This is a genomic window from Streptomyces sp. S3(2020), assembly GCF_013044505.1.
In the GTDB taxonomy this organism is placed as follows: Bacteria; Actinomycetota; Actinomycetes; order Streptomycetales; family Streptomycetaceae; genus Streptomyces.
In genome coordinates this window covers 1-24,827 of sequence record NZ_JABERD010000025.1, presented here as the reverse complement: position 1 = coordinate 24,827, position 24,827 = coordinate 1, and the positions used below count along the sequence as shown (strand labels likewise).

Annotated in this window: 21 protein-coding genes and 1 pseudogene; 16 read left to right on the top strand and 6 right to left on the bottom strand. The window is 71.5% G+C overall.

Features of this window, described 5'->3' with window-relative positions; all coding sequences use genetic code 11:
- Nucleotides 1-45: 45 nt before the first annotated feature.
- The 6 genes from HLK59_RS11310 to HLK59_RS11285 all read left to right on the top strand — a co-directional run bounded on the left by HLK59_RS11310 (nucleotide 46) and on the right by HLK59_RS11285 (nucleotide 8,240).
- On the top strand, nucleotides 46-906 hold the full coding sequence (locus tag HLK59_RS11310; protein WP_171141218.1) for an ABC transporter ATP-binding protein: 861 nt from the start codon (nucleotides 46-48) through the stop codon (nucleotides 904-906).
- Entirely contained in the window at nucleotides 903-1,895 is a 993-nt protein-coding gene (locus HLK59_RS11305) for an iron-siderophore ABC transporter substrate-binding protein (protein ID WP_171141217.1), read from the top strand. Before HLK59_RS11310 ends, HLK59_RS11305 begins: the two co-directional genes overlap by 4 nt.
- Before the next feature lie 4 nt (nucleotides 1,896-1,899).
- The gene (locus HLK59_RS11300; protein ID WP_171141216.1) at nucleotides 1,900-3,966 is read left to right on the top strand and encodes an iron ABC transporter permease; all 2,067 of its coding nucleotides are present in this window, start codon (nucleotides 1,900-1,902) and stop codon (nucleotides 3,964-3,966) included.
- 83 nt (nucleotides 3,967-4,049) lie between these two features.
- Nucleotides 4,050-4,670, top strand: a complete 621-nt coding sequence (locus tag HLK59_RS11295) for a hypothetical protein (protein WP_171141215.1) — start codon at nucleotides 4,050-4,052, stop codon at nucleotides 4,668-4,670.
- A gap of 64 nt (nucleotides 4,671-4,734) precedes the next feature.
- Nucleotides 4,735-6,444: an ABC transporter ATP-binding protein gene (locus HLK59_RS11290; RefSeq protein WP_171141214.1), complete on the top strand. Its 1,710-nt coding sequence runs from the start codon at nucleotides 4,735-4,737 to the stop codon at nucleotides 6,442-6,444.
- Nucleotides 6,441-8,240 (top strand): ABC transporter ATP-binding protein, encoded by a 1,800-nt coding sequence (locus HLK59_RS11285; protein WP_171141213.1) that lies wholly within the window; start codon nucleotides 6,441-6,443, stop codon nucleotides 8,238-8,240. Before HLK59_RS11290 ends, HLK59_RS11285 begins: the two co-directional genes overlap by 4 nt.
- 220 nt (nucleotides 8,241-8,460) lie before the next feature.
- Here HLK59_RS11285 and HLK59_RS11280 read toward each other — a convergent pair.
- A pseudogene (locus tag HLK59_RS11280) lies at nucleotides 8,461-10,629 on the bottom strand (AMP-binding protein); the annotation flags it as partial.
- Here HLK59_RS11280 and HLK59_RS11275 point away from each other — a divergent pair.
- The 3 genes from HLK59_RS11275 (at nucleotide 10,629) to HLK59_RS11265 (ending at nucleotide 13,929) form a co-directional block, all read left to right on the top strand.
- Nucleotides 10,629-11,378, top strand: a complete 750-nt coding sequence (locus HLK59_RS11275; protein WP_240982342.1) for a KUP/HAK/KT family potassium transporter — start codon at nucleotides 10,629-10,631, stop codon at nucleotides 11,376-11,378. The pseudogene HLK59_RS11280 and the gene HLK59_RS11275 overlap by 1 nt on opposite strands.
- A gap of 141 nt (nucleotides 11,379-11,519) precedes the next feature.
- The gene (locus tag HLK59_RS11270; RefSeq protein ID WP_171141212.1) at nucleotides 11,520-12,416 is read left to right on the top strand and encodes an aminoglycoside phosphotransferase family protein; all 897 of its coding nucleotides are present in this window, start codon (nucleotides 11,520-11,522) and stop codon (nucleotides 12,414-12,416) included.
- A gap of 220 nt (nucleotides 12,417-12,636) precedes the next feature.
- Nucleotides 12,637-13,929 carry an MFS transporter gene (locus HLK59_RS11265; protein ID WP_171141211.1) on the top strand — a complete coding sequence of 431 codons (1,293 nt, stop codon included), beginning with the start codon at nucleotides 12,637-12,639 and terminating at the stop codon, nucleotides 13,927-13,929.
- 45 nt (nucleotides 13,930-13,974) lie between these two features.
- Here HLK59_RS11265 and HLK59_RS11260 read toward each other — a convergent pair whose 3' ends face one another.
- Entirely contained in the window at nucleotides 13,975-14,199 is a 225-nt protein-coding gene (locus tag HLK59_RS11260; RefSeq protein WP_171141210.1) for a twin-arginine translocase TatA/TatE family subunit, read from the bottom strand.
- 352 nt (nucleotides 14,200-14,551) lie between these two features.
- On the opposite strand from HLK59_RS11260, the gene HLK59_RS11255 reads away from it, so the two are divergent.
- The 4 genes from HLK59_RS11255 (at nucleotide 14,552) to HLK59_RS11240 (ending at nucleotide 18,664) form a co-directional block, all read left to right on the top strand.
- Nucleotides 14,552-15,619 carry a sporulation protein gene (locus HLK59_RS11255; protein WP_171141209.1) on the top strand — a complete coding sequence of 356 codons (1,068 nt, stop codon included), beginning with the start codon at nucleotides 14,552-14,554 and terminating at the stop codon, nucleotides 15,617-15,619.
- A 247-nt stretch (nucleotides 15,620-15,866) separates the two neighbouring features.
- Nucleotides 15,867-16,442 carry a TerD family protein gene (locus HLK59_RS11250; protein ID WP_171141208.1) on the top strand — a complete coding sequence of 192 codons (576 nt, stop codon included), beginning with the start codon at nucleotides 15,867-15,869 and terminating at the stop codon, nucleotides 16,440-16,442.
- A gap of 78 nt (nucleotides 16,443-16,520) precedes the next feature.
- Nucleotides 16,521-17,120, top strand: coding sequence for a hypothetical protein (locus HLK59_RS11245; protein ID WP_171141207.1), 600 nt, complete (start codon nucleotides 16,521-16,523; stop codon nucleotides 17,118-17,120).
- A gap of 323 nt (nucleotides 17,121-17,443) precedes the next feature.
- Nucleotides 17,444-18,664 (top strand): AI-2E family transporter, encoded by a 1,221-nt coding sequence (locus HLK59_RS11240; protein WP_171141206.1) that lies wholly within the window; start codon nucleotides 17,444-17,446, stop codon nucleotides 18,662-18,664.
- A gap of 99 nt (nucleotides 18,665-18,763) precedes the next feature.
- On the opposite strand, the gene HLK59_RS11235 is transcribed toward HLK59_RS11240, so the two are convergent.
- A complete protein-coding gene (locus HLK59_RS11235) occupies nucleotides 18,764-19,486 on the bottom strand; it encodes an alpha/beta hydrolase (RefSeq protein WP_171141205.1) in 723 nt (240 codons plus the stop codon).
- Nucleotides 19,487-19,689: 203 nt separating this feature from the next.
- Nucleotides 19,690-20,133: a hypothetical protein gene (locus HLK59_RS11230; RefSeq protein WP_171141204.1), complete on the bottom strand. Its 444-nt coding sequence runs from the start codon at nucleotides 20,131-20,133 to the stop codon at nucleotides 19,690-19,692.
- A gap of 3 nt (nucleotides 20,134-20,136) precedes the next feature.
- Here HLK59_RS11230 and HLK59_RS11225 point away from each other — a divergent pair, with 3 nt between their 5' ends.
- The gene (locus HLK59_RS11225; RefSeq protein WP_171141203.1) at nucleotides 20,137-20,418 is read left to right on the top strand and encodes a hypothetical protein; all 282 of its coding nucleotides are present in this window, start codon (nucleotides 20,137-20,139) and stop codon (nucleotides 20,416-20,418) included.
- A gap of 83 nt (nucleotides 20,419-20,501) precedes the next feature.
- Here the strand turns inward: HLK59_RS11225 and HLK59_RS11220 are convergent, their stop codons facing one another.
- Nucleotides 20,502-21,173, bottom strand: coding sequence for a hypothetical protein (locus tag HLK59_RS11220; RefSeq protein ID WP_171141202.1), 672 nt, complete (start codon nucleotides 21,171-21,173; stop codon nucleotides 20,502-20,504).
- Between the two features lie 265 nt (nucleotides 21,174-21,438).
- Nucleotides 21,439-22,431: a LacI family DNA-binding transcriptional regulator gene (locus HLK59_RS11215; RefSeq protein ID WP_171141254.1), complete on the bottom strand. Its 993-nt coding sequence runs from the start codon at nucleotides 22,429-22,431 to the stop codon at nucleotides 21,439-21,441.
- 322 nt (nucleotides 22,432-22,753) lie between these two features.
- On the opposite strand from HLK59_RS11215, the gene HLK59_RS11210 reads away from it, so the two are divergent.
- Together HLK59_RS11210 and HLK59_RS11205 are read left to right on the top strand one after the other, a co-directional pair.
- A complete protein-coding gene (locus HLK59_RS11210; RefSeq protein WP_171141201.1) occupies nucleotides 22,754-23,680 on the top strand; it encodes a sugar ABC transporter permease in 927 nt (308 codons plus the stop codon).
- A gap of 4 nt (nucleotides 23,681-23,684) precedes the next feature.
- Nucleotides 23,685-24,608: a carbohydrate ABC transporter permease gene (locus tag HLK59_RS11205; protein ID WP_171141200.1), complete on the top strand. Its 924-nt coding sequence runs from the start codon at nucleotides 23,685-23,687 to the stop codon at nucleotides 24,606-24,608.
- Nucleotides 24,609-24,827 lie beyond the last annotated feature (219 nt).

Genomic DNA, 24,827 nt, shown 5'->3' with positions numbered 1-24,827 from the left:
CAAGGCCTTCACAGGAAGCTGTTAGGTTAGGCTAACCTTCGCCGTGTGAATGTCGGTGAAGAGAGCTCCGCGGCCGGCCGTGCCCGCGGTCATGAACTGTCGGCCACGGATGTCACCGTGGCGTACGAGGGCGTGGATGTCGTGCATGGCGCGGCGTTGGCGCTGCGGCCCGGCGAAGTGACCGTTCTGGTGGGACCGAACGGGAGCGGGAAGTCGACGTTGCTGCGCACCCTCGCGCGGCTTCAGCGGCCTCGGTCCGCCACGCTCGTCATCGACGCGGATGTCGACGGCCTCGCGCTGACCTCCCGTGAGTTCTCGCGTCATGTCGCCCTGTTGACGCAGGGGCGTCCCACGCCCAGTGGGCTGACCGTGCGGGACGTGGTCGAGTTCGGCCGCTACCCGTACCGGGGCCGCTGGGGCAGGACGGATCCGGACGGCCGGGCGGCGGTGGACCGCGCGCTCGCCATGACCGGCGTCACGGAACTCGAAGGGCGAGGCGTCGAGCACCTGTCCGGAGGGCAGCTCCAGCGCGTATGGCTGGCCTCCTGCCTGGCCCAGGAGACCGGCGTGCTCCTGCTGGACGAGCCGACGACCTACCTCGACCTGCGCTACCAGATCGAGCTTCTCGACCTCATCCGCGATCTGGCGGACGAGCACGGGATCGCCGTCGGCGCCGTTCTGCACGACCTGGACCAGGCCGCGGCCGTCGGCGACCGGATCGTCCTGCTGCACGAGGGGCGGGTCATCGCCGAGGGCCTGCCCGAGGACGTCCTGACACCGCGGCGGCTGACCGACACGTACGGCATCCGCGTCGAAGTCGACACCGACCCCGTCACGGGCCGGCTGCGCACCCGCGCGGTCGGCCGACACCACACGCGAAGCGAAAGGCTCAGTACACCCTCATGAGACGCCTGTTGATGACCGCGGCGGCCGCCACCGTCGCGGCCCTCGCCCTGACCGCATGCGGCACGACGGAGCCCGCCGCCGACAGCTCCGAGGCGCCCAAGAGCGCCGAGCCGATCACGCTCACCGACGCCTCCGGCACGAAGGTCGAGCTCGACGGGCCGGCCAAGAAGGTCATCGGGACCGAGTGGCACGAGGTCGAGCTGCTGATATCGCTGGGCGTGGACCCGGTCGGCGTCGCCGACGTCAAGGGCTACAAGACCTGGGACTCCGTGGTCCCGCTGAAGAACGAGCCCAAGGACATCGGCACCCGCGGCGAGCCCAGCATGGACACCGTCGCCGCCCTGGCGCCGGACCTCATCGTCGCCAGCACCGACCTGCCGCCGGCCGCCGTGAAGCAGCTGCGCAAGGTCGCGCCGGTGCTGGAGGTGCGTTCCGCCAACGCCGCCGACCCGGTCAAGCAGATGACCGAGAACCTCGCCCTCATCGCCAAGGCCACGGGCACCACCGACCGGGCCGACGAGCTGAAGAAGGAGTTCGACGCGAAGGTCGCCGAGGGCAAGAAGGCCCTCGCGGACGCCGGTCTCGGCGGTGCGGAGGTCGCCTTCGCCGACGGCTACGACATCTCCAACCAGGTCTCGGTCCGGCCGTTCACCAGCGGCTCGCTCATCGGCGCGGTCAACGAGCGACTCGGTCTGAAGAACGCCTGGACCGTCGAGGGCGACAAGGACTACGGGCTCGGCACCACCGACGTCGAGGGCCTCACCAAGCTGGGCGACGACGTGCGGTTCGCCTTCATCGCCAACGACGGGGACAAGAGCAGCACGCCGTTCACCGAGGGCGGCTCCCTGTCCGAGGACAAGGTGTGGACCACCCTGCCGTTCGTGAAGAAGGGCAATGTCCACCGGCTGCCCGACGGCATCTGGATGTTCGGCGGCCAGAAGTCGATGGAGGCCTACATCGACGCCCTCGTCGGCGAGCTGACGAAGTAGCACCGTGGCCGTCACCGCGACAACTCCCGCCACCCGTCCGTCGACGGCCACGTCCCGGACGGGCGCGGCCGCGGTGACGGCCGCGCTGGCCCTGCTGGTCGCGGCCCTCGCGGTCGTCGACATCACGCAGGGCACGGCCGCCGTCGGCGCCGGGGAGGTGTGGAAGGCGCTCATCGGCCGGGCCGATCCGGCGGACGCGTCCGTCGTCATCGCCTCCCGGCTACCGAGGGCGGCCGCGGGGCTGCTCGTCGGGGCCGTCCTCGGCGTGGCGGGCGCCGCCCTCCAGGCGGTCAGCCGCAATGTGCTGGCCTCGCCGGACACCCTCGCGGTGAACGCCGGCTCCTATCTGGCGCTCGGTCTGGCCGCGGTCACCGGTGTCTCGCTGCCGCTGCTCGCCTCCTCCGGTGTCGCGTTCGTCGGTGGTCTCGCGGCGGCGGCCGTCGTGCTCGGTCTGTCGGGTCTGGGGGCGGGCACCGTCCGGCTCGTCCTGGCCGGCAGTGCCCTCGCCCTCGGGCTCACCGCCATCACCGAGGGGCTGCTCCTGCTGTTCCCGCAGGAGACCGAGGGCCTCTACCAGTGGAACCAGGGCAGCATCGCCCAGAACGGTTTCGACGGCGTGCTCCAGATGGCGCCCGTCGGTCTCGCGGGACTGGCCGGGCTGCTCCTGCTGGCCCGCCGTATCGACGCCCTGTCCCTGGGCGACGACGCGGCCCGCGGTCTGGGGGTCCCGGTCCGCGCCACCCGGCTCACCGCGGTCGTCCTCGCGGCGCTGCTCTCCGCGGCCGCCGTCACCCTGGCCGGGCCGATCGGCTTCGTCGGCCTGTGCGCGCCCGCCCTCGTCCGTCCTCTGGCGCGCAGGATCCGCCCGTTCACGCGGACCCGGGCGGCGCTTCCCGTCGCGGGGCTCGTGGGTGCCGTGCTGGTCCTCGGCTCGGACGTGCTCCTGCGGGCCTTCGTGCCCGCGGACGTCGCGGTCGCCGTACCGACCGGGGTGGCCACCAGTCTGGTCGGCGCGGTGTTCCTGATCGTGATGGCGACGCGGGTGCGGGACGGTGCGGGAGCCGCCGCGTCCGACAAGCTGCGTATCCGGAGCAGGGCTGTCTTCCTGACCACCACGGCCGTGCTGGTGGCCGTGCTCGTCGGCGTGACGATCGCCGCCGTACTCCTGGGTGACAGCAAGTTGCTGCTGGGGGACGTGGTCAACTGGGCCCAGGGCAGGGCGGGTCGGACCGTCGGCTTCGTGCTGGACACCCGGGTGCCCCGGGTCCTCGCGGCGCTCCTCGCCGGTGCGGCGCTCGCGCTGGCCGGCACGCTGGTCCAGGCCGTGACCCGCAATCCGCTGGCCGAGCCCGGCATCCTGGGCGTCTCCGGCGGGGCCGCGCTCGGTGCCGTACTCCTCGTCACGACGACGTCGGACGCCGGATCGTGGAGTCTGGCCGGTGCCGCGTTCGCGGGCGCCGCCGTCAGTTCCGTCGTCGTGTTCGGGCTCGCCGCGCGCGGCGGGTTCCGGCAGAACCGGCTGGTCCTCGTCGGGTTCGGTGTCGCCACCGGGACCGCCGCGCTGATCAGCCTGCTCATCGTGCTGACCGATCCGTTCAACGCGACGAAGGCGCTGACCTGGCTGTCGGGGTCCACCTACGGGCGCACCCTGCCGGACGTGGTTCCGCTCGCCGTCGTGCTCGCGCTGGGTGTGCTGGTCGCGGTGGCGCGGCGCACCGAACTCGACCTGACATCGCTCGACGAGGACACCCCCAGACTCCTGGGCCTCGGTCTGTCCCGCGCCCGGCTGGGCTTCCTCGCGCTGAGCGTGCTGCTCAGCGGGACCGCCGTGGCGGCCGCGGGCACGATCGGCTTCGTGGGGCTGGTGGCGCCCCACGCGGCGCGCGCCCTGGTGGGCCGACAGCATGCCCGGGTGGTCCCGGTCGCTGTCCTTCTCGGGGCCGTTCTCGTCTGTACGGCGGACCTGTTGGGCCGGACCGCGATCGCACCCGCCCAGCTCGGCGCCGGCCTGATGACGGCCGTGATCGGTACGCCGTACTTCCTCCATCTCCTCATGCGCAGCCGCCGATGAGGCGTGCGCGGCCCGCACGGGCAAACAGCTGGCACCTAGAACACACACATGATTAGGTAAGGCTAACCTAATTGGGGGTGCCGATGGATGAAGGAGTCGACCCTGCCCGCGAGTCGGCGGCATGGACCGATGGCGTCCTTGAGCGGCTCGTCGCGCAGGACGACCTCGACGCCGATCTCCTCGCGGCCCTGGGCCGCAGCCCGACTCTGCGCGAGGAGACGCTGACCCGCATGGCCGAGGCCGTACGGGCGGCGGCACTCGGCCTCGGTCCGGCCGGCTGCGCCGTGGCCGCCGGGGTCCCGGAACGGCTGCTGCGCAACTGGCAGGCGCACAACCCCTCGTTCGCGGCGGCCATGGCAGCCGCGAGCACCCTGGCCCGACTGCACACCCCGGGCGGCAACGGCAAGCCGGCGCCGCTGACACCCGCCGCGTTGCGCGTCCTGCTCAGGGCGGTTCGCGCGGGCGCCCGGCACGCACCCGCGGCCGAAGCCGCCGGCGTCACCCTCAACGCCCTCAACGGACTCCGCAGGCAGCACCCGACGCTGAACGCGCTGATCCTCGCGGCGCGGCGCGCCCGGCCCAAGCGCGGCGACAGACGGGGCGTCTCGGCGTTCGAGCACCGCTACCGGCTCGTCCGGGTCGACGACACCGCGCCGGAGACTCCCTCGCCACCTCAAAGGGGTAGCCGAGCCGAAGAGTTGTAGTTAGCCTTACCTAAGTTTGTGCGGCTGGTGTTCAGTTGCTGTGATTTCCGCTCCGGAGGGATGCGTGAGAGAAGCGGACCTCCCGGGACGTCACGTCCTGTGGCGCGCGGTACGAGGACAGCGGCGTGACGTCGCACTCGGCGCGGTGCTGTCCATGGGCCACCAGACGGGCGAGGCACTCGTGCCGGTGCTCATCGGTGTGGCCATCGACCAAGGAGTCGTGGACGGTGACGCCGCCGCTCTGCTGCTGTGGCTCGGCGTCCTGGCCGTCGTCTACGTCGGGCTGTCCTTCAGCTTCCGCTTCGGTGCCCGCGCCGGCGAACGGGCCTCCGTGACCGCCGCGCACCACCTCAGAACCGAACTGATCGACCGGCTCCTCGCTCCCGAAGGAGGCGCGGACGAAGGCCGGTTGCCCGGCGAACTGGCGAATGTGGCCACCGAGGATGCCCGCCGCGTCGGCGCCGTCACCATGGCCCTCATCGTCGGCGTCGCGGCCACGACGGGCCTGGCGGTCGGCGCGGTCGTCCTGCTGCGGGTGTCCCTGCCCCTCGGACTCCTCGTCCTGCTGGGCACTCCCCTGCTGCTGTGGCTGGTGCACCTGCTGAGCAAGCCCCTGGAGCGGCGCAGCGAGACCGAGCAGGAGCGTGCGGCGCGGGCCTCGGGCGTCGCGGCGGACCTCGTGGCCGGACTGCGTGTCCTCAAGGGCATCGGCGCCGAGCAGGCGGCCGTCGCCCGCTACCGGCGGGTGAGCCGGGACTCGCTGACCGCCACCTTGCGCGCGGCCCGTGCCGAGGCCTGGCAGAGCGGGGTCGTGACCATGCTCACCGGCTCGTTCCTCGCCCTGGTCGTACTCGTCGGCGGACGCCTGGCCGCACGCGGCGACATCGGCCTCGGCGAGCTGGTCACCTCCGTCGCGCTGGCCCTGTTCCTCATCGGCCCGCTCTCCGAGTTCTCCTGGGTCAACGCCGAGCTGGCCCAGGGACGCGCGTCCGCCGCCCGTATCGCCGAAGTCCTCGGCGCCGAACACGCCGTGGCGCACAAGCCGGCCACCACCGGCACCGTGCCGCGCCGGGTGGAGGGCCGGCTGCGGCTGCGCGGCCTGTCGTACGGGTCCCTGCGCGACCTGGATCTCGACATCGCGCCCGGTGAGTCGGTCGGTGTCGTCGCCACCGACCCGGCCGACGCGACAGCCCTGCTGCGCTGCCTCGGCCGCCACGCCGACCCCGACTCCGGAGCCGTCGAACTGGACGGCACCGAGCTGGCCGCGCTGGACCTCGCGGAGCTGCGGGCCGCGCTCCTGGTCGCCGAGCACGACGCGGACCTGTTCGAAGGCACGCTCCTCGACAACGTCGCCGCCGCGGCCCGCTCCCGGACCGGCGCGCCCGTCACCGCCGCGATCGCCGCCTCCGGCACGGACGAGGTCGTACGTACCCTGCCCGACGGCCTCGACTCGGCCGTCACCGCGCGCGGGCATTCGCTCTCCGGGGGACAACGGCAACGTGTCGCCCTGGCCCGCGCGCTGGCCGTCGACGCTCCGGTCCTCGTCCTGCACGAACCCGCCACGGCCGTCGACGCCGTCACCGAGGCACGGATCGCCGCCGGAGTCAGGGACGTACGCGAGGGACGTACCACCGTGGTGGTGACCACCAGCCCCGCTCTCCTCGCCGTGACGGACCGCGTCGTCGTCCTCGACGGCGGCCAGGTCACCGCGACGGGTACCCACGAGCAGCTGGTCCACGACAACGCGGCCTACCGGACGGCGGTGCTCGCATGACCCGGTCCGAGGCCGAGGCGGGGACCGGCGGCGCGTCCGGGCCCGACCTGCTGCCCGTCGCCACGCCCGCGCGCACCCGCGCCGGAGTCATGGAACTCCTGCGCCCGCAAAGGCGGTTGGCGCTGACCGCGTTCGCGGTGACGGTCGCCTCCACCGCCGTCGGGCTGCTGGTGCAGCCGCTGCTGGGCCGGATCGTGGACCTGGCGGCCGACCGCGCGTCCGTCGACGCCATCACCGTCACCGCGGCGCTGCTCGTGGCCGTGGCCGTGACGCAGGGCGCGAGCTCGGGGTTCGGTCTGTCGCTCATCTCCCGGCTGGGCGAGACGACACTGGCCCGGTTGCGCGAGCGGTTCGTCGAACGCGCCCTCGGCCTGCCGCTGGAGCGGGTCGAGAGGGCCGGCGCCGGTGATCTCACCGCCCGGGTCACCGCGGACGTGTCCCTGATCGCCGAGGCGGTGCGCAACGCCCTGCCGGAGCTGGCCCGTTCGCTGCTGACCATCGTCCTCACCCTGGGAGCGATGGCGCTGCTCGACTGGCGGTTCCTGCTCGCCGCGCTGCTGGCGGTCCCCGTACAGGCGGCCACCGCGCGCTGGTACATCGCCCGGGCCGTGCCGCTCTACGCCGAGCAGCGCACGGCCGCGAGCGCCCAGCAGCAGCAACTCCTCGACACCGTCGCGGGCAGTTCCACGGTGCGGGCGTTCCGCCTGGAGCGGGAGCACGCCGGGCGGGTCACCGAGCGGTCCCGGTCCGTCGTGGCACTGACGATGCGCGGCATCCAGCTGGTCCTGGGCTTCTACAGCCGACTGCACATCGCCGAGTACATCGGCCTGGCCGCCGTACTGTTCACCGGCTACTGGCTGGTGCGCCAGGGCTCGGCGTCCATCGGCACGGCGACCGCGGCCGCCCTGTACTTCCACAGCCTGTTCACCCCCGTCAACGCCGCCCTCGTCCTCCTCGACGACGCCCAGTCGGCCATGGCCGGTCTGGCCCGGCTCATCGGTGTCACCGACCAGCCCCCGCCCCCGGAATCGACCCGCCGCGTCGAGACGGGCCGCGTCGAGGTCACCGTGCGCGACCTCGACCACGCGTACCGGCCGGGCCATCTCGTCCTGCACGACATCGACCTGACGATCCGTCCCGGTGAACGGGTGGCCCTGGTGGGCGCCAGCGGAGCCGGCAAGACCACGCTTGCCAGACTGGTCGCCGGCATCCAGCCGCCCACCGCCGGCACCGTCCTGGTCGGCGGTGTCCCGCCGACCGAGCTGAGCCCGGGAGCCGCCCGCCGCACGGTCGCGCTGATCACCCAGGAGACCCATGTCTTCGCGGGCTCCCTCGCCGACGACCTCCGTCTGGCCAGGCCCGACGCCACCGACGACGAACTGCGTGCCGCGCTCGACCGCGTCGATGCCCTGGCCTGGGCCGAGGCGCTGCCCGACGGCCTCGCCACGGTCGTCGGCGACGGCGGCCACCGGCTCAGCGGCGACCGCACGCAGGCCCTGGCCCTCGCCCGGCTGATCCTCGCCGATCCACCGCTGGTGATCCTCGACGAGGCCACCGCGGAGGCGGGCAGCGCCGGAGCGCGCGCCCTGGAGAAGGCGGTCGCCCGGGCGGTGGACGGCCGTACCGCACTGATCGTCGCGCACCGTCTCAGCCAGGCCGCCGGCGCCGACCGCATCGTCGTCATGGACGCCGGACACATCGTCGAGACCGGGACGCATGACGAACTGCGCGCTGCCGCGGGGCCGTACGCGGCTCTCTGGCGGGCGTGGTCGGACACCCGCGACTCCCCCGTGTGAGACCTGCCCCCCCTGCTGTGACACCACCCCCCGCACCATCGGCTCCACAGAAACCGAACCGAAGGACCAGCGATGTTCCGCTCCCGCAGAGCAGCGCGGCTCCTCTCCGCGTTCGCCTCCGCCGTGTTGCTCCTGGGCGCGGCCACCGCCTGCGGCGGCGACTCGGACTCCGGCGCACCCGCTGCCGACACGAAGCCGGACGCCTCCGGTGGGTCGGCTGGGTCGCGGTGGTGTCCCGGTCCGGGTCCGCCTCCCGTGCGAGCGGGAAGGGTTCGCCGGCGTCGAGGACGGCCGTCCACAGGGGCAGTTCCGTCTCGCGGGCCGGGTCCTGGGCCAGCTTGGTCAGCAAGCGTGACCAGCGGGCGGACGAGGTCTCCACGGGGGCCAGTCGCACGGCGCGTCCGGTGCGGACGTCCTGCCAGGCCGCCGCCAGGTCCGGCAGCAGCACCCGCCAGGACACGCCGTCCACCACCAGGTGATGGGCCATCAGCAGCAGCCTGCCGGGCGCGTCGCCGGCGTCGAACCACACCGCCCGCACCATGGCGCCCGCGTCCGGGTCCAGCAGGGAACGGGCCGTGTGCGCGTGCTGCCGTACCGTCTCGCCCAGGGTCTGTGCGTCCAGGCCGGTGACGTCGACCCGCTCGATCCATCCGGCGGCGTCGACCGCGCCGACGGGCGGGACGTGCAGGGACCAGTCCTCCGTGTCGTCGCGCGAGGGCCGTACCAGCGTGGCCCGCAGCAGGTCGTGGCGGTCGGCCAGGGCCTGGAGTACGGCGGTGAGGCCGGGCAGGTCCACCTCCGCGGGGGTGCGGACGAGCGCCGCCTGGTGGTAGGTCACGAACGGGCCGCCCAGCTCGCGCAGCCAGTGCATCACCGGGGTGAGCGGCACGGTTCCGGTGCCGTCGTCCTGCGGGCGCGGTGCGGTGGTGTCCGCCGCTTCGGCGACCGTGGCGAGGGCGGCCACGGTGCGGTGGCGGAAGGCCAGCCGCGGGGTGATCCGTACCCCGGCCCGGCGTGCCCGGCCGACGAGCTGCATCGCGACGATGCTGTCCCCGCCCAGCGCGAAGAAGTCGTCGTCGACGCCGATCCGTTCCAGCCCGAGAACCTCGGCGAAGACCGTGCACAGCGCCTGCTCCGACGGCGTGGCGGGCGGGCGTCCGGTGGAGAGGGCGGAGAAGTCCGGCGCGGGCAGGGCGGCGCGGTCCAGTTTGCCGTTCGCCAGCTGCGGGAGCCTCTCCAGGATCACGACGGCCGCGGGGACCATGTGGTCCGGGAGCAGGGCGGCGACCTGGGAGCGCACCTCCGCGGGGTGCGGTGCGAGGCCGGGCGCGGGGACCGCGTAGGCCACGAGCAGCTTCCGCGCACCTTCCTGACGTACCGTCACCACGGCCTCGGTGACGCCCGGGTGTCCGGTGAGTGCCGACTCGATCTCGGCGGGTTCGATACGGAAGCTGCGTATCTTGACCTGGTCGTCGGCCCGGCCGAGGAAGTCCAGGCGGCCGTCGAGCGTCCGGCGGGCGAGGTCGCCGGTGCGGTACAGCCGTGCGCCGGGTGCGCCGAACGGGTCGGCCACGAACCGCTCGGCCGTCGGTCCGGGAGCGCTCAGATGGCCGCGGGCCAGGCCACCGCCCGCCAGGTACAGCTCGCCGGTGACACCGGGCGGCACCGGTTGCGGCAGCCCGTCCAGCACATGGGCCCGGGTGCCGGCCACCGGCCGTCCCACGAGCGGGCGTTCGCTGTCGCGGACCCTGGCCACGAGGGCGTCGACGGTGGACTCGGTGGGCCCGTACAGGTTGAACACCTCGGTGTCGCGCAGGGCGGCCAGCCGTCGCCACAGTGCGACCGGTACGGCCTCGCCGCCGACGCCGACGACGGCGAGCGGGCAGTCTTCTCCCTGGAGCAGACCGCTGTCGGCCATCTGGGCGAAGAGCGACGGGGTGACCTCCAGGAAGTCGAAGCGGTGCCGGGTGACGGCCGCGGCGAGCAGTTCGGGGTCGCGTCGGGTCTCCTCGGACACGATGTGGACGCAGTGCCCGTCCAGCAGCCACAGCTGGGGCTGCCAGGAGGCGTCGAAGAAGAAGGACCAGGCGTGGCCGACCCGCAGGTGTCGTCGGCCCGTCGCCTCGATGGCCGGGGTGTAGAGCGTCTCTCGGTGGCTGTGGAAGAGGTGGCCGAGGGTCTCGTGGGTGACGACGACGCCCTTGGGGCGGCCCGTGGAGCCGGAGGTGTAGATGACGTACGCCGCGTGGCGCGGGGTCAGCGGGCTGTCGCGGTGGGCGTCGGTGGGGTCGGACGTGTCCTCGGCGGCGATCCGTTCGACCGTGGTGGGTTCGTCGAGGATCAGGGTCCTGGTGCCGGCCGGCAGGGCGGTGGAGAGGGCGCGGGTGGTTGTTCTTCTACGTCGCCCACGCCAAGTGGGCGACGCCCACCTGGCTGCTCGCCCTCGGCGGAGGCCTGCTCCTCTTCGTCGACCTGCTGTTCGTGGCGGCCAACATGACCAAGCTCTGGCACGGCGCATGGCTGCCGCTGCTCATCGGCCTCACGGCCTTCACCCTCATGACAACCTGGCAGCGCGGCCGTGAACTCGTCACGGAGCAACGGGCGCGCGCCGAAGGATCGCTGCCCGAGTTCGTCGACGACCTCCGCAGCGGCGAGGCCGTCACGCGCCAGGTCCCCGGCACGGCCGTCTTCCTCAACCGGGACAAGGAGACCGCGCCCCTGGCCATGCGGGCGAACGTCGAGCACAACCACGTACGGCACGAGCAGGTCGTGATCCTCTCCATCAGCACCGAGCCCGTGCCCCGGGTGCCCGCCGAGCGGTGGATCGTCGTGGACGACCTCGGCTACGGCGACGACGGGATCGTCCATGTCACCGCCCGCTTCGGCTACATGGAGACTCCGGACGTACCCGGCACCCTGGCCATGCTCGACCCGGCCGACGCCGAAGGGCCGTTGCGGCTCGACCAGGCGTCCTACTTCCTGTCGAAGATCGAGCTCCGGCGCGGCAAGGCACCGACGATGGCTCCCTGGCACAAGCGGCTGTTCATCGCCACCTCCTACATCACGGCCGACGCCGCCGAGTACTTCGGCCTCCCCCGCGACCGCACGGTCATCATGGGCTCGCACATCGAGGTGTAGGCACGCGGAACGGCTCCGGGGACGAGGAGGTCTCGACGTTCCAGTCGCCGTTCCAGTCGCCGTTTCAGCGACGCGGGCGATCAGCGAGACGTTCCGGCGGCGAGAACCGTTCCGCCCGCCGCCTCGGTACTGTGACTTCGCATGACCGACACCGAGATCGAGATCACCGCGGACCTGGTCCGAGACCTGCTGCACGAGCAGCACCCAGACCTCGCGGGGCTGGCCATCCGCGAGGTGCCGGGCGGCTGGGGCAACCAGATGTGGCGCCTCGGGGACGAACTGGCCGTGCGGATGCAGCGCATGGACCCCACCCCGGAACTCCAGCTCAAGGAGCGGCGCTGGCTACCGGTGCTGGCCCCGCGCCTGCCGCTCCCGGTGCCGACCCCGGTGCGGTTCGGCGAACCGTCCGCACGCTTCCCCAAGCACTGGACCGTGATGACGTGGGTTCCCGGTGAGCCGCTGGACCACGGCTCGATCAGCCGCGGCACCCACGCGGCCGACACCCTGGCGGGTTTCCTCAGGGCGCTCCACGTGGCGGCGCCCGCCGACGCCCCGGTCAGCTCGGACTTCGGCGCGCACCCCAAGAAGTGCACGGACGGCTTCGACCACTTCTTCGAAGCCGTCGTCCCGGACGGCATCGCCGGCGACGTCCGGGCCGTCTGGGACGACGCCGTCGCGGCCCCCGAGTGGGAAGGACCGCCGGTATGGGTGCACGGCGACCTTCATCCCGCGAACGTCGTCGTCTCGGACGGAACGCTCTCGGGCATCGTCGACTTCGGCGCCCTGACCGCCGGCGACCCGGCCTGGGACCTCGCCGCCGCATGGGTGCTGCTGCCCGCGGGCACCGCCGCACGGTTCTTCGACCTGTACGCGCACGCTGACGAGGCGGCGATCCGGCGCGCCCGTGGGCTGGCCGCCATGAAGAGCCTCTTCCTGATGCTCATGGGACAGAACGGAGATCGGGGCCTTCCCGGCGGCAAGCCGAACTGGGGACCTGTGGGCCGGGCGTCGCTCGATCGTGTGCTGAAGGGCATTTGAGCATGCTTCACCGGACTTGAAATCCGAGACCACCGTTCCCTTATCCTCGGGTGAGGTCATCAACTACCGCATGACATCTGCCCGGTGACGGAGTCGGCGTGGGGTGCGCGTCCCCGCTCCACGCCGCCATTGGACGGCTTCAGGCGCAGCCACGGGTCGGCACTCCGGACGCCGACGACCCCGTGTGGCGCGTCCCGCCGGGCGGCGAAAGGGATGCGTCGTGCCTTCGGCTTCGACGAACTACCGCTTGTTGCTGCGCACTTCGGGTGCCGCGGCCTTCTTCCTGCCCGCCGCTGTCGGGCGGGTGGGTATCGCCATGACGGGGATCGGGATCGTCTGGCTGGTGCACTCACGCACCGGGTCGTATGCCGCCGCCGGTCTCGTCACCGGCGGGTTCGCTGTCGCGGACGCCGTCGCCGGGCCCCAAATCGGGCGTCTGGTCGACCGGTTCGGGCAGACACAGGTGCTCCCCTGCGCTCTGGGCGCACATGCCGGGGCCGTGGCACTGCTGCTCACCGGCGCCGTTCCGGACCTTGTGGCCGGAGTGCTGGTCGGGGCGACGCTGCCCCAGCTCGGGGCTCTGTCGGCCGCTCGCTGGTCCGCGTTGCTGTCCGGCGAACGGGCTGCCGCGCTGCCCACCGCCTTCGCCCTGGAGGCCCTCGCCAACGGCGTGTCGTATCTGGCCGGCCCGGCCCTGGTGGGCGTCCTCGGCGCGGCGGGCCACCCGGGCGCCGGGGTGCTGCTCGCCGCCGCACTCGTCCTCGGCGGCGGACTCGCCCTCGCCGCCCAGCGCCGTACCGTGCCGCCGCTCACCGGCCGCGCCGAACGCCGCAACGCCGGACGCGCCCTGCTGCGTGCCGCGTTCCTGCGGCAGGTCGGACTCGGCCTGGGGCTCGGGGTGTTCTTCGGCGCGATGCAGGTGTCCATCTCCGCGTACGCCGTCGGACGCGGCACACCGGACATGGCGGCGCTGCTCTACTCCGCCTCCAACTGCACCAACCTGGTGGGCGGTTGGGCCTACGGAGCAGGGCGCCACGGTGGCTCGCCCCGGCGCCGCCAGGCCGCGGCCGCCGCTTGTCTCGCCCTGGCGGCTCTCCCACTGACCTTCCTGGACGCGCCTCTCGCGGTCGGCGCCACTCTCGCCCTGACGGGACTCGCGGTGCCGGTCCTGCTGATCCTCGCCTCCGTTCTCACCGAGTCGGCGGTCCCGCCCGCCGTCCTCACCCAGGCGTTCACATGGGGCAACTCCGCGAGCGCGGCGGGAATCGCGGGCGCCGCCGCACTCGCGGGGCGGGTGGTGGACGCGGGCGGTGCGCACGCCGGTTTCGGTGTGGCGGTGGGGGCCGCGTCGGCGATGACGGTCCTGGCGCTCAGCGGTCTGCGGGGCTCGTCGACGAACGCGCCGAAGCGGTCCGCGTCCACGGAGACCGCGGCTCCGAATCCAGCGGACGCGCGGCGGGATCCGTCCACGAGCCCAAGGGCCCCCTCGCCTCGGCCCACCGAACGACCGTAGCCCTCAACGAGGGTCCGGGCCCGGCGGCCGGTCCTCGGGGCGCGTTCACGGTCGCGCGGAAGGGTCTTCCTTCTCCGCGGTCGTGTCCTGGACGACGCGCCCCGGCCCGGACTGCGCGTCGGAAGCGTCCTGCTCCTTCAGCGCCTTGGCCTCGCTCTTGAAGATCCGGGCCGCTTTGCCCGCCGAACGCGTCAGCTCGGGCAGCTTCTTGATGCCGACGACCACGATGATGACGATGAGGATCAGGGCGATTTCACTCAAGCCGAACATCAGGTCTCATCTCTCCCGGTGACAGGCGGAGGCCGATACAGTGCATCGACCCGGCACGGCAATCTACATCAGTGTAGATGTACCCCTCGGAAAGCGATCGCTCAACAAGCCCCCCTTCCAGCCTCGTTGGCCGAGGAGCGGATCAGCCGCGACCGGCGGCCCTTTTCGGACTTTCCCGCCACGGCGGCCGGGATACGGCGTGGAGCGACCGGGGCGACCCTATGCTTCTACGTGCTTGTAGAGACAATGCGGGGCTCGTCGTGCCGGTTGTTCCCGGAGGCCGTACGCCTTCCGGGTCGGCGTGCGGCACCGCTCTCACGGAACACACGCACGTGAAGGAGTGGACGCCACGATGGTGTTCAAACGACTGCTCGGCTCGCTCGGCGTGGGCGGCCCCACGGTCGACACGGTCCTGGAGCCCGGCGCCGCCCGCCCCGGCTCCGCGCTGAACGGCCAGGTCCATCTCAGGGGCGGCGGCGCCGACTTCGACATCGAGCACATCACCCTGGAGCTGGTGGCCAGGGTCGAGGCCGAGCACGAAGAGGGTGAGAGCGAGGGCGTCGTCGCCTTCGAGCGGTTCACCGTCGGCGGTGGCTTCCGGCTCGCCGAGGGCGAGGAGCGCAGCATCCCGTTCAGCGTGCCACTGCCGTGGGAGACGCCCGTCACCGAGCTGTACGGGCAGGGCCTGGGCATCGTCCTCGGCGTGCGCACCGAGCTGTCGGTCGCCGGCGCCAAGGACAAGGGTGACCTCGACCAGCTCGCGGTGGGTCCGCTGCCCGCCCAGGAAGCCGTTCTGGAGGCTCTCGGGCAGCTCGGCTTCGGCTTCAGGTCCGCCGACCTGGAGTACGGGCGCATCGGCGGCACCGGCCAGCAACTGCCCTTCTACCAGGAGATCGAGCTCACCCCGGCCCCGCGGTACGCCCACCAGGTCAACGAGATCGAGCTGACCTTCCTCTCCCACCCCGGGGGTATGGAGGTGGTCCTGGAGGCCGACAAACGAGGCGGCCTCTTCTCCGAGGGCTCCGAGGGCTCCGAGGGCTCCGAGGGCTCCGAGGGCTCCGAGGGGCACGACTCCCTCACCCGCTTCAGCGTCTCCCACGACGGTATCGGGCACCTGGACTGGAACACCCTGGTCGACGGCTGGATCCGGCAACTCGTGGAGCACCGCGCCACCTACGGCTCACACTCCGCCCACGGTCACGCGGACGCGCACACGGGCGGCCACGGCGAGCACGGCGGGCACTACGGACACGACGAGGGCCACCGTTCCGGCCCCGGCATGGGCACCGCCATCGCCGCGGGCGCGGCCGGGCTCGCGGTCGGGGTCGTCGGGGGCATGGTCGCCGCGGAAGTCGTCGACGAGGTCGGGGACTTCTTCGAAGGCGACGAGGAAGAGGAGGAAGCGGGCGATGAGAGCTGACGAGGGCTGACGAACCAGGGCGGGCCGACTGCCGCCGATCAGGCGCCGACCGCGCACGGGAAGCGATCGGCGCCTTCCTGCTCGATCCCGGGAGCGGCGAACATCCCCACGAGGCTTCGGCGTCCCCCCTCGTCTCTCGCCCGATCAACTCACGACCGGGCCCCGCCTCCACCATTTTCTACAGTGTTGTAGTTTTTAAGTCGGGGTCGCGACGGCCTCGACCTGACCTATCGCGAAGGAGTTCACCGTGGGAGTTTCCCTGTCCAAGGGCGGCAACGTCTCGCTCAGCAAGGAGGCACCGGGTCTGACCGCGGTGCTGGTCGGTCTGGGCTGGGACGTGCGGACCACGACGGGCACCGACTACGACCTCGACGCCTCGGCCTTGCTCCTGGACGCATCCGGCAAGGTCCGCTCCGACCAGCACTTCGTCTTCTACAACAACCTGAAGAGCCCGGACGGTTCGGTCGAGCACACCGGCGACAACCTCACCGGCGAGGGCGAGGGCGACGACGAGTCCGTCAAGGTGAACCTCGCGGCCGTGCCCGCCGAGGTGGACCGGATCGTCTTCCCGGTGTCCATCCATGACGCCGAGAACCGCGGCCAGAGCTTCGGCCAGGTCCGCAACGCCTTCATCCGGGTCGTCAACCAGGCCGGCGGCGCCGAGATCGCCCGCTACGACCTCTCCGAGGACGCCTCGACGGAAACGGCCATGGTGTTCGGCGAGCTCTACCGCAGTGGCCCGGAGTGGAAGTTCCGCGCCGTCGGACAGGGCTACGCCTCCGGACTGGCCGGCATAGCCGCCGACTTCGGCGTCAACGTCTGACGCGGCCGGGCCCACTCCCGGAGCGGGCCCGGCACACCGCCGTACCGCACCGAGACCCTCTACCCGTCAGGAGCCCCCGTGAATGAACCGGTCGGTCTCCGCCCCGAGGAGCGGGCGGACTTCGAAGCCGTGCTGCACCTGGCACTGAGCACCCCGGACATCCGCAGCGCCCTGCGGGCCGATCCGACCGGCGGGGCCGCGGCCCGTCTGCGCGTCCGGGCGCTCACGGACGCCGACGAGATCACTACGGCGGCACACCGCGAGTACCACGCGTATCTGACGTGCCTCTTCCTCAACGCGTCCGCGGAGGAGACCGAGGGCGGCGCCGGGGCCGGAGCGCTGCCCACTCTCGCCGTGCTCACCCCCCTCGTGGCCGGCCCGTCCGCCGCGGTCCTGCTCCTGCTCGGCTACGTCCTCCAACTGGCCGATGTGCAAGGGACGCTGCCCGGCGCGCTGGTGACCGCCGGCTGGGTCCTCGGGACCGTCGCAGGCCTGAGCGCGTTCGTCGGTCTCCTCGCGCTGCTGGGCAGCACGGCACTCGGGCGCGGCCCTTCCGCGCACGCCGCCCGGCTGGAGCAGGCACGGCTGGACTGGCAGCGGGCCCTGCTGGAACGCGGTCTGCTACCCCACCTGCGCCGGTACGTCGCCGAGGATCCGGCTCTGCGTCCAGTGCGGTGAGCTGCGCGGGGGCGCGTGTGCCGGGGACGTTGTAGATGCGGTGCGCCGCCGTGGGGTCCCGGAGAACCGTCCGCAGTCCGTCCAGCCGCACCACCTGCCTCGCGAGCGCGCGGCGATGTGCAACTGCCGCTTCTGAAGGGGCATTTCACCGGGATCCCGGGAAGGGCCGGGGCGGCGTCGGGTCGCGATCCGGCGTGGGCGAGACTTGCCCGGTGGCACGCACAGACGAGACCGCTCAGGACTCCCCGAACGCATCCGGATCCGACACGGCGCCGAGCCCCCAGCCTCCGCCCGGGCAAGTCCCCGGGCCGCCGGTTGCCCGTATGCCCCGCTGGCTGCCGCGGGCGATGGTGCTCGCCCTCGCCCTCGTCGCCGTGTTCCAACTGGCCGACTGGGCCTTTCACCAACTCCTCGGCCTGCTGATCAACATCCTGATCGCGTTCTTCCTAGCCCTCGCCATCGAGCCCGCGGTGAGCCGGATGGCCGCACGGGGCATGCGCAGAGGACTGGCCGCCTTCCTGGTCTTCCTCGGCCTCGTGGTCGTGAGCGCCGGTTTCGTCACGCTGCTCGGCTCCATGCTCGCCGAGCAGGTCGTCAAGATCGTCGAGGACTTCCCGGCCTACCTCGACTCCGTCATCAACTGGATCAACACACACTTCAACACCAAGCTGAGGCGGGTGGACGTCCAGGAGGGTCTGCTCCGCTCCGACTGGCTGCGCAACTACGTCCAGAACGGCGCCACCGGTGTCCTGGACGTGTCCGCCCAGGTCCTCGGCGGGCTCTTCCAGCTGCTGACGATCACCCTGTTCGCGTTCTACTTCGCCGCCGACGGCCCCCGACTGCGCCGCGCGCTGTGCTCCGTCCTGCCGCCCGCCAAGCAGGCCGAAGTGCTGCGCGCCTGGGAGATCGCCGTCGACAAGACCGGCGGCTACATCTACTCACGCGGCCTGATGGCGCTCGTCTCCGGGATAGCGCACTACATCCTGCTCCAGACCTTGGGCGTTCCCTACGCGCCGGTGCTCGCCGTGTGGGTGGGCCTGGTCTCGCAGTTCATCCCCACCATCGGCACCTATCTCGCGGGCGCCCTGCCCATGCTCATAGCCTTCACGGTCGACCCCTGGTACGCGCTGTGGGTGCTGGTCTTCGTCGTGGTCTACCAGCAGTTCGAGAACTACCTCCTGCAACCCAAACTGACCGCCAGGACCGTCGACATCCACCCCGCGATCGCCTTCGGTTCCGTCATCGCCGGCACCGCCCTCCTCGGAGCCGCCGGCGCCCTGATCTCCATCCCCGCGGTCGCCACCCTCCAGGCGTTCCTGGGGGCGTATGTGAAGCGCTACGACGTCACAGACGACCCCCGGGTCGAGGGCCACCGGAGCAGGGTCTCCGGCACCGGCGCCGGTGGGCGCGTCGGGAGACGGCCGAGGCAGCGGACCGGGGAACCGGCGCCGGCCGCCGCCTCGGCAGAGCACTCCCCCGAGGCGCCCGACGAGAGGCTCCCGAGCGGGGAGCCTTCGTCCACCGCCGGCAGCGCCCGTCCGTGATCGCCGCCGTCGAGGAGGGCCGGAGCCTGTCCTCGACGGCGGCATTCAGGCTGGGACCATCTGCCGCCTACCGTCCGCTGCCCGCCGGGCGGCCCGGCCTCACTTCAGATGCCGGCCGAAGAACCGGTTCGCGTCCTCCCCCTCGAACCAGGGTGTGCCGGTGTGTCCGCCCATGTTGGCGTGCAGCGTCTTCTCCTTGGTGCCGAAGGCGTCGAACAGGTCCAGGGCGCGCTGCCGGGGGTTTCCCTCGTCGTCCCACTGCAACAGGACCAGTAGCGGACTGGTGACCAGCCGGGCCTCCTCGCGCTGGGCACGGGGCACGAAACCCCCGGCGAAGAACCCGGCGGCGGCGATGCGCGGTTCGACCACCGCCAGCCGGATACCGAGGGCCATCCACCCCGAGTACCCGACCGGGCCGCCGATCTCGGGCAGCGCCAGGAGGGCGTCCAGGGTGGTCCGCCATTCCGGGACCGCGTTCTCGACCAGTGGCCCGACGAGGGACTCGAAGATCTCGTCGACCGGCTCGCCTGCCTGCATCGCCCGGCGCAGATCGGCGCGAGCCCGCTCGTCGGCGGCGGAGCGGGGCCGGTCACCGCATCCGACGGCGTCGATGGTGGCCACCGCGTAGCCGTTCGCCACCGTGTCCCGGCCCCTGGCCACCAGTCGGGCCTGGCTCTTGGGCAACCCGTTGTTGTGGGCCATCAGGATCAGCGGGACCGGTGCAGCGGACTCCGGAGTCCACAGGGTGCCGGGGATCTCGCCGAGGGTGAATTCGCGTTCGAGGGCGCCGTCGTCGAGACGCTGCTCGGAAGTGAATCGCATGGTCGTGCCTTTCGGGAATGCGCGTGGACGGCGCTCCCGGACGACCTATCGCCCGACCGCGACCCCGGAGGGGAGCACCCATGTCGATACTGCGTTCACGGGTACCACCTCCTCGTCTCCGGCACGGCCTCCGCGAAGCTAGCAGCACCCGCCGCGGACCACCAAGGGGTTTTCACCGAGACCTTGCCGGTCGACTTCTCCGTCTACGGCAGTCGGTCGCCGCGGTGTGCGGGGACGTTCCCCAGGTCGATGACGAGGCGCATGACGAGTTCGCCGTCGATGACGCGGGTGCGGTCGCCGATGATCTGGTCGAGGTGGCGGACGCCGGGCTCCAGAGGCAGGACGTGGGTGAGGAGCGGGTCGGCGGTGGTGTCGGTGCGCAGGGTTTCGGCGGCGGCGAGGAGTTGGGGGTTGGTGACGCCGCGGTTGCCGCTGAGGGTGAGGCTCAGGCCAGAGCGGGTGAAGGTGGTGGTGGCCGGGGGCCAGGGGCCACCGGTGTTGGCGCGGCGGACACCGTCGAGGCGTTCCCCGAGTGCGGCGACGGCGGCTTCGACGGCGGGGACGGTTCCGCCGCGGTGCGTGGTGACGAGGAGTGCGGCAGGGCCGGTGACATGCCGGTCGAGGGGGTCGGTGTCGAGGACGCTCATCGCGTGCGGGACGTGAGTCCGGGCCCATGTGCGTCCGGCTTCCGTGCGGTGGACCACGACGACTCGGACCGTGGGGAAATCGACCGCCTGGAGGACCACATCCGGGCCGACATCGAGGCCGGCGCCCTCCCGGCCCGCACCGACGCCCGCGCGGTCGCCGAGTTCACCGGGGTGATCGTCCAGGGCATGTCCCACCGGGCCCGGAACCGCGCGACGACCGAGGCGCCACGAGCGGTCGCGGGGACGGCGTGGGAGTCGGTCCGCGTACTCCTGGGCGAGGTCTGAGACGACACCATCCCCTCCGGGAGGGAGGCGGCGAGACGAACCAAGCCATACAGAGGCCCAGAACTCATACGGGCAGGGTCAGATCACGCCCCACTCCCGGTCCGGGCTTGTTCCGCCCCTCTGCGGCGCAATTGCTCCTCCATGCGCTCGCACCAGAGCCGCACGGGCTCGGGCAGCGTGGGGCCAGGGAGCGGGGTGGAGTCAAGGGCGAGGCCCGCGTGCCCGAGGCCTGACGCCTGGTTGTCCGCGTAGCGGGTCAGGAGTTCCGTGAAAGACGGCATCGCGCGGCGGAGTTGTTCGACCCACTCGGGCGTCAGGTACTCGGAGTTGACGGTCAGTGCGCCGTCGTCACCGAGGATGACGAACAGCAGGTGGCCATCCGCGGACCAGTAGAACCGGATTTTCGCACGGAGCTTCGCGACCTCGTCCGCGTTCCACTGCGTGACCTGGGCGGGCAGGCCCCTTGCCACGCGGCGTGCCACCCATCGCTCATGGGTCGCTATCTGCTGCTCGTGCTGGATCCACCTGCGTACTCGTAGGGCGTCCGTGTATTCGTCAACGGTGAGTCGGACACCGAGCTCCCACAGCCTGGGCAGCATGTCGAGTTGCTCGGCCTTCTTGAGGTAAAGCGCCCGTTCTTCCTCGTTCTCCCGCAAGCGGGCCGCGTCGGCGTCAGTCCTCAGACCGCTGATGATCATTTCCTGGTCGAACTGCAGCAGCGAGTTCCAGTTGAGATCCCGGGTGTCCCTGGGCATGTCCGCCTCCTACCGGCTCAGCCGCAACTGAGCCGCGATCCCCATGGGCCGCCCCCATGGGTGCCCGCCGGTATCCGCATGATCCTCGCGCCCGGCGACCCGCGCCAGAGCGCCTGGGACTCGGACTTCCGGCCTGTCCACCGCCCCAAGGCCCTGCCTCCTTGAGAGTGCGTCGCGGGAGTTCTTGACGCCGGGACAGCGCGGCTGCCCCGCCGCGCGGGCATCCGCACCGCGAAGACATGGAGCGGCACTCCCCGCCCAGCGCTCAGCGCGCTGCCGGAGGAGATGCCGTGCTCTCGCGGAGTATCAGGCGGGTCGGCACCAGGGTCGTGCCGTGGGGCGCGTCGTCGTGGCGCATCTTGCGCAGGACCGCCTGGACACAGAGGCGGCCGACCTCGGCGAAGTCCTGGTGGACGGTGGTGAGGGGCGGCAGGAACGACGACGCCTCGGCGATGTCGTCGAAGCCGATGACGCTGACGTCCTCGGGGACACGCCGACCGCGTTCGTGCAGGGCGCGCAGCAGGCCCAGGGCCATCTGGTCGTTGGCCGTGAAGACCGCCGAGCAGTCCTCGTGCGCGGCCAGCTCCAGGCCCGCCCGGTAGCCGGACTCCGCCGACCAGTCGCCGCGCACCAGGGGCGGTATCCGACGGCCCGCCTGGGTGAGCGTCGCCTCCCAGGCGTCGGTGCGGCGCTGTGCGGCGTAGGAGCCCTCGGGGCCCGCCAGATGCCAGACCGTGTCATGGCCGAGCCCGAGGAGGTGCTGGACGGCCGCGCGGGTGCCGCCGACCTGGTCGGTGTCGACGACGGTGTATCGCTCCCCCGCGTCGGAGTCGGCGACGACCACCTGGACGCGGGGCGGCATGTTGATGGTGGCCGCGTCCAGGAGGTGCACCTCCATGATGACGATCACCGCGTCGACGGCGAGTTCCTCCAGGCGGGAGAAGGCGCCGCGCACCTCGTCCTGGGTGGGGACGGCGACCGGCAGCAGCGTCACCGCGTACCCCTCGGCCGCCGCGGCGGTGGCGATCGCCTCCAGGGTGCGGACGTTGCCGGTCGTGGAGAGGGAGAAGGTGATCACGCCCAGCGTGCGGAACTCGCCGCGCTTCAGGGCGCGGGCGGCGCTGTTGGGGCGGTAGCCCAACTCCCGCATGGCGGTGAGGACCTGACGGCGTGTCTCCTCGTTGACGCCCGCGTAACCGTTCGACACGCGCGAGACGGTCTGGGACGACACGCCGGCCAGCCGTGCCACATCGGCCATCGAGACCGAGGGGCGGACCGTTCCGTGCGAGCGCCGTCCGCCGGTCACCGCTGGTGCGGCCGCCTGCGTCGGCGTGTCGTGCGTCGCGTCCATTTTCTACCCCCTGCCTCTCCTTGCATCGCTTTGATCACGATCCTCCTGGGAGACCCTTGACCCGCGTCATCGGAGGAGTGTAGACATGCCGCCATCGGATGTTTACGCAAACATAACAGCTCAGGTCTCTTTTTTTGCTGCTTGATGTTTGCGTAAACATCACGGCCGCCCCACACCGGGAAACCAGTGCGGGGCGCGGGTTCCATGAGTGGACGAGCGAGGAACGATCATGACAACGCTGCAACCGCCGGCCGCCGCCGAGCCGCGCCCGGCACCGCCTCCGGCGAAACGGGACCGACGCTCCTGGACGGGGTGGGGGTTCATCGGCCCGTTCGTGGCGGTGTTCGCACTCGTCTTCCTCGCGCCGATCGCGTACTCGATCTACCTGAGCCTCTTCCGCAACCAGCTGATCGGCGGCAACCAGTTCGTCGGCCTGGACAACTACACCCAGGCCCTCAAGGACGACCAGTTCTGGGCGGCCGTCGGCCGGGTGGGGCTCTTCCTGGCGATCCAGGTGCCGATCATGCTGGGCATCGCCCTGCTGGTGGCTCTGGCACTGGACAGCGGCCGGCTCTACGGCAAGAGCTTCTTCCGGATCACGATCTTCCTGCCGTACGCCGTGCCCGCCGTGGTCGCCACCCTGATGTGGGGCTTCATGTACGGCACCAAGTACGGGCTGGTGGGCGACATCAACGAGGCGTTCGGCACCTCGCTGCCCGACCTGCTCTCCCCCGACTGGGTGCTCGCCTCCATCGGCAACATCGTGACCTGGGAGTTCGTCGGCTACAACATGCTGATCTTCTACTCCGCGCTGCGTGTCATCCCCACCTCGCTCTACGAGGCGGCGGAGATCGACGGTGCCGGACAGTGGCGGATCATCAGCTCGATCAAGCTGCCCGCGATCCGGGGCGCCATCGTCATCGCCACGATCTTCTCGATCATCGGCAGCTTCCAGCTCTTCAACGAGCCGAGCATCCTGCGTCCGCTGGCGCTGAACTCCATCACCACGGACTACACGCCGAACTTCTACACGTACTCGCTGTCCTTCAACGGCCAGCAGCACAACTACTCCGCGACGGTGGCCATCATCATGGGCGTCATCACGATGATCGTCGCCTACGCCGTCCAGCTGCGCGGCATGCGCAAGGGAGCGTGACCCGATGAGCACCTCTGTCACCGCTCCCCCCGCGAAGAACACCGCCCCCAGGCTGCGGACCCCCCGCAAGAAGCACAGCCCGGGCAAGCCGAAGCGCAGTGTGCTGATGACGGTGCTGATGGCCCTGATGGTCCTCTACACCGTGGTGCCGCTGATCTGGCTGGTCATCAACGCCACCAAGACCCAGGCGGGTCTGGGCGACTCCAACGGCCTCTGGTTCGCGCACGACTTCGCCCTCTGGGACAACATCCGCACCACGTTCACCTACCACGACGGCATCTTCGGCCGCTGGCTGCTGAACACCCTGCTCTACGTGGTGCTGGGCGCGGGCGGTGCGACGCTGCTCGCGGTGCTGGGCGGGTACGCGCTGGCCAAGTTCGACTTCCCCGGCAAGCGCGGGATCTTCGCCGTCGTGATCGGCGCGGTGGCCGTGCCGGGTACGGCGCTCGCGGTGCCGACCTTCCTGATGTTCAGCAAGATGGGACTCACCGACACCCCCTGGGCGGTGATCATCCCGTCGCTGGTCTCGCCGTTCGGCCTCTACCTGATGTGGGTGTTCGCCGCCGAGGCGATCCCCACCGAGCTCCTCGAAGCGGCCCGGATGGACGGGGCGAGCGAGGTGCGGACCTTCTTCCAGGTCGCGCTGCCGCTGCTGGCCCCGGGAATCGTGACCGTGCTGCTGTTCACCACGGTCGCCACCTGGAACAACTACTTCCTTCCGCTGATCATGCTGAAGGACCCCGACTGGTACCCGCTGACCCTGGGCCTGAGCGCCTGGAGCAACCAGGCGCAGACCATCGGCGGTGACGTCATCTTCAACCTGGTGATCACGGGCTCCCTGCTCACGATCATCCCCCTGATCGCCGCCTTCCTGTTCCTCCAGAAGTACTGGCAGTCCGGCCTCGCCGCCGGAAGCGTCAAGGAGTGACGCGGGAGGCGCCCACAAGCCCCCCAATTGAGCACCATCCGCACCACCGGCACGACCCGCACCACCCCCCACCTCACCCCCGTCCCCTATACACATATCCGAACCCACGACACCCCCGTGACCATCGGATGGCGTCCTCCAGCTGATAAAAAAAAAACATACACCCCCGACACCACGAGCCGCAGACATGCACCGACCTCCCCACACACACCGCACCTT